The organism is Gilliamella sp. Fer1-1 (assembly GCF_001690825.1).
GTDB classification, from domain to species: Bacteria; Pseudomonadota; Gammaproteobacteria; order Enterobacterales; family Orbaceae; genus Gilliamella; species Gilliamella apicola_C.
Genome location: NZ_LZGX01000030.1, coordinates 1 through 9249, shown reverse-complemented (window position 1 = coordinate 9249; position 9249 = coordinate 1). Strand labels below are relative to the sequence as shown.

Annotated in this window: 5 protein-coding genes; all 5 read left to right on the top strand. The window is 34.0% G+C overall.

Annotated elements, in window-relative coordinates; genetic code table 11:
• The first annotated feature begins 71 nt into the window (after positions 1-71).
• Entirely contained in the window at positions 72-1427 is a 1356-nt protein-coding gene (locus A9G28_RS03795) for a hypothetical protein (RefSeq protein WP_065567542.1), read from the top strand.
• Positions 1428-2416: 989 nt separating this feature from the next.
• Positions 2417-4702: a class 1a ribonucleoside-diphosphate reductase subunit alpha gene (nrdA, locus tag A9G28_RS03790; RefSeq protein WP_065567543.1), complete on the top strand. Its 2286-nt coding sequence runs from the start codon at positions 2417-2419 to the stop codon at positions 4700-4702.
• 121 nt (positions 4703-4823) lie between these two features.
• Positions 4824-5954, top strand: a complete 1131-nt coding sequence (nrdB, locus tag A9G28_RS03785) for a class Ia ribonucleoside-diphosphate reductase subunit beta (RefSeq protein ID WP_065567545.1) — start codon at positions 4824-4826, stop codon at positions 5952-5954.
• 667 nt (positions 5955-6621) lie between these two features.
• Entirely contained in the window at positions 6622-7521 is a 900-nt protein-coding gene (locus tag A9G28_RS03780; RefSeq protein ID WP_065579811.1) for a hypothetical protein, read from the top strand.
• A gap of 40 nt (positions 7522-7561) precedes the next feature.
• Positions 7562-9249 (top strand): hypothetical protein (locus A9G28_RS03775; protein ID WP_141674679.1); only part of this gene is annotated, 1688 nt, incomplete at its 3' end.

Sequence of the window (9249 nt, the reverse complement as noted above, 5' to 3'; positions counted from 1 at the left end):
TAAACCAAAAATCTTAATTAAAATTAAAGCCACAATGATTGTTTTAAATAGAGATAATGGAAAAAATAATAATGAATATAGCTAAAAAGCATCTTAAAACAATTGTGTGTACAATATACCTATTGCAATTTACAACAGTAAGTTATGCTATTTTATCTGCTCAAACAGCCCAGACCATTGAAGGAAGCAAACCGAGATTAACTGACAAAATTGAGGCGCATATTGATGATTTTGACCTTTTTGGCTTAACTATTGATAGCAAGAATTATTATGGCAATGAAATAAGCCGTGCTACATTACCCATTAGCTATCCATTTAAAAACCGCATAAAGCTAGCCCCACTAAAACAACCAAATAACGAGCAATATATAGATATTGATGGTGATGAACTAGATTATCTTGGCATAAAAGAAAAAGTAAAAATGATCTGGTATTACACAAATTCATCAAATCAATTAACTGAATTTACGCCAACAGACGAAGAGACATTTTGTTCATTAACGCAGAAAGGACAATTAGCGCCTTATAAAGTAAAAATATCCGCTGATTTAACATTATTTTCAAAGTATGGTGAACCTAAGGCTAATGAATATCCAAATGGCAATATACTCACTCACCCGTCAAAAATTTATACCATATTAGAAGACACAGGTATATGTTATGCAAAACCTGAGCTTGCCCCCACACAAGCAGCAGTTAGTGCAAGAAATGAATGGAATAAAAACTATGGCTTCTTAATTCAATCTAATATCGATGCAAGCAAAAACTTCCCGACAACCGCTTTTTATGGTGCAAAATTTGATCTCTTATTAGCAAAAAATGGGCTTGCTCAACATTACATTTGGAAGATCGTAAAAGGAGATAAACTTGTGACTATTTCTAGCAATGCTGATACTGTGACGGTCATATTTAACACTGTAGAAGTGATGAACACTAAAGTGGTCTGGGATCTTATTATGAACTCTGATAACGGATATACCGTTATCATTCAAGGAAAAAATAAAGTTACTGGTAAGACCATTGAGTACCCATTTACTATTACCAAATGGTTCAGTGGCTGGGATAAAAACCTAATTGGCCAACCAAGAGCCAATAGAGGAAGTGCAGAACAAATAGTTTCAGGATGCAAAGAATTAAACGGCAATTATCGCATAAGCTATGCAAATGAGGTAAGCAATGCTCCAAAAGGTAGAAATGCAAGATTTACCCGAGAAATAGGCACATTATTAGGTGAATGGGGCGATCCAAACCAAAATGCTTATCCTAATTCTTGGGCAGCAGCGCCAAACCAAGGTAACATTTATAGGCGCATCTGGCTGTATGATACGAATGAAAAAGAATATTGTGATCTACATACTTACAATGCTATATATCACTGCCGAGGAGAAAGTGAATACAAAAATGGTATCTGCACCGCTATTAAATAAATACCTCAATTCAATCATCTAAAAGGTTTAATTTATAACATTCAAGTATTCAGAAAATATTGAACATTCTCTATCAAAGCAGAAAAACAATTAGTTGAGTTTACACCAATATCGACCGATACATTCTGCTTACTATCACAAAAAGGTATGTACAGTCTGTATAAATATCAAGTTATCTGCCGATTTAGTTTTGTTTTCAAAATACGGACTTCCAAATAATAATAAATATCCCAACGAATCTATCATTACACAACCATGCAAAGAGGTATACCATCTTGAAAGACACCGCCTTTTGTTAAGCTATCCTAGAATTAGCACCACTTGACGCAGTAAATAGTGAGGAAAACTAATGGGATAATAAATAAGTTTTTTAATTCAATCGAACAAACACTCAACAAAAACTTCCAAGCCACAACTTTTTACAGTACTAAATTTGACTTACTTCTGGCTTAAAATGGGCTTGCTAAAAGCTATATTGTATCAATAAAACGAGGTAACGATCTGGTTACAAGCGCTAATAACAACGATGTAGTAACAGTGTTATTCAATACCAAAAATGCACTTGACCCAAAAAAGCTTGGCAATATATTGTTGGTTCTAACAATGATTATTGTGATTGACATACCTATAATGTTAAGTACCATTGTCGAAGAGAATCTGAAAACAAAAATGGATTATGTATAGCTATATAGTAACACCTTAATCGTTTTTCCTAGATTCAAGAACTACCTATTCATAGGAAATTCTTATCGTTGAGATATTTTCACTTTTTCCACTTATATCTATCTTTACTCTTTTTTTAACAAAAAGCTGAATTTACATTTTAAAACTAACACGCTTGATTTTAGTTAAAAAAATCCACGTTGTTGATTAATAAATACACTATATATAGTAATAAACTTATTAATAGGCACTATATATTGTATATTTTGATAATTATCAATTATTATACCTTACGATAAATTTTACAATTTAAGTGGATAGAAAGAATGAATAAATCAATACTAGTAACCAAACGAGATGGAAATAAAGAACCAATCAATCTCGACAAAATTCATCGAGTCATTGCGTGGGCAGCCGAAGGGCTAGAAAATGTTTCCGTTTCTCAAGTTGAATTACGTTCTCATATCCAATTTTATGATGGAATTAGAACATCAGACATCCATGAAACAATTATACGTGCAGCCGCTGACCTGATTTCACAACAATCCCCTGATTACCAGTATTTAGCAGCACGCTTAGCGATTTTTCATTTACGTAAAAAAGCTTATAACCAATTTACACCACCTGCACTTTACGAACACGTGAAAAAAATGGTTGGTAGTGAGCATTACGACAAGCATCTACTTGAAGATTATACGCAAGCGGAGTTTGAACAAATGGATAAGTTTGTTGACCACTGGCGTGATATGTCGTTTTCCTATGCAGCGGTTAAACAGCTTGAAGGTAAATATTTGGTTCAAAATCGCGTTACTGGAGAGATTTATGAAAGCGCGCAATTTTTATATATTTTAGTTGCGGCTTGTTTATTTGCCAATTATCCGAAAGAAACACGCCTTAACTATATTAAACGCTTTTATGATGCGGTATCTACCTTTAAAATTTCATTGCCAACACCAATTATGGCAGGGGTTCGTACACCTACTCGCCAATTTAGCTCTTGTGTATTAATTGAGTGTGATGATAGCCTAGATTCTATCAATGCAACGGCAAGTGCGATTGTTAAATATGTATCACAACGAGCTGGAATTGGCATAAATGCGGGGCGAATTCGTGCTTTAGGCAGTTCAATTCGTGGTGGTGAAGCTTTCCACACTGGTTGTATTCCATTTTATAAATATTTTCAAACTGCTGTTAAATCATGCTCACAAGGCGGGGTACGTGGCGGTGCAGCAACCATTTTTTACCCAATTTGGCATTTAGAAGTCGAAAGTTTACTGGTTTTACGTAATAATCGTGGTGTTGAAGAAAACCGTGTACGCCATTTAGATTATGGCGTACAAATCAACAAACTAATGTATCAACGCTTAATTAAAAATGAAAACATTACGCTATTTAGTCCATCAGACGTACCAGGGCTTTATGATGCTTTCTTTGCCGATCAAGATAAATTTGAAACGCTTTATCACCAATATGAACAAGATGTAAATATTCGTAAACGCGTGGTTAAATCCGTTGAACTCTTTGCATTACTAATGCAAGAACGCGCATCAACAGGGCGAATTTATATTCAAAACGTTGATCATTGCAATACGCACAGCCCATTTAATGCTCAAGTAGCGCCAGTTCATCAGTCTAATTTATGTATGGAAATTGCGCTACCAACTAAACCGCTTAATAATGTTAATGATGAAAAAGGTGAAATTGCGCTTTGCACATTATCTGCCTTTAACCTTGGCAAAATTGAATCATTAGATGACTTTGAAGAACTTGCTGATTTAACAGTACGCGCACTTGATTCACTACTAGATTACCAAAACTATCCAGTTCCTGCGGCGCGAAACTCTTCAATCAACCGTCGGACATTAGGAATTGGTGTAATTAATTATGCTTATTATTTAGCAAAACATGGGGTTAAATATTCCGATGGCAGCGCCAACAATTTAACTCATCGTACTTTTGAAGCCATGCAGTATTATTTGTTAAAAGCATCAAATAACCTTGCTAAAGAAAAGGGGGCGTGCCCACTATTTAACGAAACAACTTATGCTCAAGGTATTTTACCAATCGATACTTACAAAAAAGATTTAGATACTATCACTAAAGAACCATTGCACTATGATTGGGAATCACTACGAGAATCGATTAAAACTTATGGACTGCGTAATTCCACGTTATCAGCACTCATGCCATCTGAAACCTCGTCGCAAATTTCCAATGCAACAAATGGTATTGAACCACCACGTGGTTTTATAAGTGTGAAAGCCTCTAAAGATGGTATTTTAAAACAAGTGGTACCTGACTATAAAAATCTAAAAAACTTTTACGAACTACTTTGGCAACTCCCTAATAATACTGGATATTTACAATTAGTGGGGATCATGCAGAAATTTATAGATCAATCTATTTCGGCGAACACTAATTATGATCCAACCAAATTCCCGAATGATAAAGTTCCGATGAAACAACTATTAGCTGATTTACTCACGGCTTACAAATATGGTGTCAAAACCCTTTATTATCATAATACACGTGATGGCGCTGAAGATATTCAAGGCGATATTGAATTTAAAGCAAGTGATGATGGTTGTGAAGGCGGAGCGTGCAAAATCTAATTGCCTCATTCAGCACTAAAATAAAAGTATAGGATAACTGAGCGGTTATCCTATACTATTCCTATTTTTCTTTTTGTTTAAAGAAAAATTACCCAATTTCGTTAGGAGTTCGATTATGAGTATGAATTACAGCACCTTCTCACACGTCCACAATGATCAACTAAAAGAGCCAATGTTTCTTGGACAACCGGTAAATGTTGCTCGTTATGATCAACAAAAATACGAAATGTTTGAAAAATTAATTGAAAAACAACTGTCCTTTTTTTGGCGCCCTGAAGAAGTTGATATCTCTCAAGACCGAATTGATTATGCTGCATTACCAGAGCATGAAAAGCATATTTTTATTAGTAACTTAAAATATCAAACGTTGCTTGATTCCATTCAAGGACGTAGCCCCAATGTTGCATTATTACCACTTATTTCAATTCCAGAGCTTGAAACATGGGTTGAAACGTGGTCATTTTCAGAAACGATACATTCTCGATCATACACACATATTATTCGTAATATTGTTAACGATCCTTCTGTTGTTTTTGATGATATTGTCACGAATAAAGAAATTCAAAAACGTGCTGGTGATATTGCAGGTTATTATGACGATCTTATCAGCTATGCCAGCTATTACAATCTACTTGGCGAAGGTAAACACAATGTTAATGATAAAACCATCACCATTAGCTTACGAGAACTCAAAAAGAAATTATATCTTTGTTTAATGAGTGTAAATGCGCTTGAAGCCATCCGCTTTTATGTCAGTTTTGCTTGCTCATTTGCTTTTGCTGAACGTGAGCTAATGGAAGGCAACGCAAAAATTATCAAACTTATAGCACGTGACGAAGCCCTACATCTAACCGGCACACAATTTATGATCAACACATTGCGCAGTGGTGAAGATGATCCTGACATGGCCGAAATTGCCAAAGAGTGCGAACAAGATTGTTATAACCTATTTTTACAAGCAGCTAACCAAGAAAAAGAATGGGCCGAATACCTGTTTGAGGGTGGTTCAATGATCGGTTTAAATAAAGATATCTTATGCCAATATGTCGAATATATCACAAATATTCGCATGCAAGCAGTGGGGCTAAAACTACCATTTGATACTAAATCAAACCCAATTCCATGGATCAATAACTGGCTCGTATCTGATAATGTCCAAGTAGCTCCACAAGAAGCGGAAATGAGTTCTTATTTAGTTGGACAAATTGATTCTGAAATTAATGAAGATGATTTAAGTGATTTCAAATTATAATTTTTATATTGAAACGTTCACTTACCCCGAAATACCTTAACAAAAAAGAGCATCTTATTGCTCTTTTTTGTTATTAAACAACTAACACATCCCAAATTATAATAAACTACAACTTGACAATAACACTAAATCGAGTAAGGATATTTATAAAGCCTGTTTCCTAAAAAGCCACATTTGGCAACAACTATGGAAACAAATATTGTGTGTTGATTTTAAGTAATTATTGTTTCAGTATTGTCATCAACAAAGCATTTGCAAAACAGAAATTTGTTGGAACAATATTGTTGCTGAAAGCTTTTTATACGCTCAAAACATTTGTTATTTATAAGTATTATTACTTTTAACATGAAAGTAAACCAATAACAATCAAATCAAAAATAGAGAGATTTTACGCGTATTTTTTCAACCAATGCTTAGATATCACAACAGTGTTAGCAATAAAATGACCAAAATAGGTAATAGTACAGGAAGCTTTATCTGATATTTTAGTAAAAATAACCTTAAGCAAGGTATTTTAGCGGAAATAATAATCAACAGCCGATTTAATCGAGAATATCAAATAAAGACAACTAAACAATCAACTTGCACCAAATCAAACTAACCTATTTTGTCTATAAATAACATGAGGTCATATTGAAATATAAATAAGAATTCAAAGGATAGATTTATGAATTGGATAATAGCAAAATCCGTTACTAGTCCCTCGGAATCATCAAAAGTAATCACAAAAGTCAGAGCGGGATTGAGGCCATCGCAAAAAATTTTGATTCGAAGAATACCGGTTAATTTACTACTATTTAGAGTGGGGCATTTTTGGGTTGAATTTTTGCATGAAGACGAATCAGAAATAGATGAAGTAATGAAAAATTCACGTGAAAGGGGATTAAAAGAAAAAGATCTTGTTGATGACGATGAAAATCCATTACAAAGCTCAAGTAAAGCCAACGGATTTCGGGAAAGTTATGGTTGGTATCCTGCCGGTTTTCCTTTTCAACCTATGAATATTTTTAATGGTAAAAATATCATTTCTAGCGATGGTACTTTAAATGGTGACCACCCCAAAAGGCGAAAGAAAGATCATAACAAAGAATTAACTGAATTAACGCCAACAAAAGACCGAAATGCAGGGCGCAAAAAAAATAATAATGACCATTCTTGCCGAGCCTTTGATCCGCATCAAAATGGCCATTTCCATGTGGAGAAAATCAATTTTACAACATCACCTTATTTGTTGCCCAACGATACGCGAAATGAAGAGCAGATATTTGATGAAATTAGGCAATTTGCCGAAGAATTTGATGCAATACAACCGGATGGGACACATGAAGAATGGAGCTGGGCCGGTGACAGTTATAAGGAAACCAATTGCCATACTTTTTTGTTTTTATTATTAGCCACCTGTAATTTAGCTGATCCTGATTGTATTGGGTTAAAGCAAGATAGGCATTTTATCCGTTATAAAAGATCTTTAGATCAGCGTAATAAAAAAGCAAAAGACAAAACTAAAAAACGAATTAAATTAGTACAAAAATTATCAGACATATCCAGAAAAGCAAAGTCGGAATAATGTAACAAGTAAACCTAAATTTAAAGGAGTTAATAATGACATGAGACATCTAATAAAAATATGTTTATTTTCTTTTGTTTTATGGATAGCAACTTTTCAATCTGTTTTAGCCGAGGTAAAAATGCAAGACCAACAAGCACAACTAGTCAAAAAATTAAAAGTACAGGGCATTATGCCCAATAAAGTCTATTTTCAACGTGATTTTATGCTTGTTTTGGATAATGAAGATAGTTACCCAGAAAAAGATTTATCCACATCGGTAATGGGTTTAGAAAACCATCCTGATATGTATGAAATCGCAATTCAAAATATTGCACAGGTCAAATTAAATCAAAACTACCAATATAGTGAGATATGGCAACGGGAGCGCAATATTATTGAAATATTATATCCGAATGATGCTTTTCAATCGTTAGAAGATGGTGTTTATTTTTATACATTAGATGAGCATAAACAATTACAACAACACGCTTCATTTGAAGACGTTTTTGAATTACCTTGCTATCTGCGGGTGGAAAAAAAGCACGGTATTGTGATCAGTATTCAAAAAAGACCTTTAGTTGCAATGACGCATTATCGTTATGATTATTGGGACAATAAGAACATAAAACAGCTTAATCTTGATATGTATGATAACAATCATAATATTATTTATACCTCTGAAGTCTTTTTTGATGAAAATACGGGGCTAATGACTCAATCAACCAGAAAAAACCCGATAACGGGGCGCTATTCAATTGAGAATTATATTAGAGAGGTTAATCTTTATAGCATTGAGGACTACTTTGATAAGCAAGGTATAAAAACCAATCATGTCATTCATCATAATCAGTCTTTAATACATGCCGAAAACCAAATACTTAATAAAGCAGGTCAAGTTATAAAAACGAAAAATAGGGAGCCTGAAGAAATCTTTGATTTTGAAAAAGATTTACCTGAACCCTACCCTTACAATAAATTAATGATAAATGTAAAAAAAGCCCATATGTTATTTACGGATTCGTTGTTTGAACAGGGGCTGGATGATAATAGTCAATACGATAGTGAGGCAAAACAACGCGTCGAATATTTAGGTATTAAACCTAAGCAAGTTTATTACCACCAATTACCTTTTCCGGGTTTTATGGCAGAGCGATATAAAAACTTTCCACATCAAGCTCCATTAACTTTAATTCAAGCAGAGAACCAATCGCCCAATAATAAATACAGTGATTTAATCGAAATAGAAATGGGTGATAATTATCAATACAAAAAAATTAATAAAACAAAATGGTTACAAACTCCGCTCACATTCCCCTTAGCGCAATTTAAACCATTAGAAAATGGTGTTTATTTTTATGTATTGGGCGATAAAAACCAGTTAACGCCATTAGAGAGTGTTGAGCAAGCAGTAAGCTTACCGACTTATATCCGTGTTGAAAAAGAAATGGGTAAAATCATTTCGATAGTAAAAAAAACACGAATGCAGTGGCTAACAACCGAATTTGCATACAAAAAAAACACCCCTGTTCGCAGTACATTAACCGTGCTTGAAAGCCATTTAGTGCCTAAATTAGTTATAGAAACAGAGTATGAAAAAGGCAGTTATTTTCCCTCATCTCAAATCATTAAAGATGCCCAAGGGAATACGATTAGGACATTCAAACTGTTAAAAAATAAGACAGTGTTTGCCATATTAGAGCGGTTTAATCAACAAGGTATTAAAACTAACCATATTGAAATATCCAC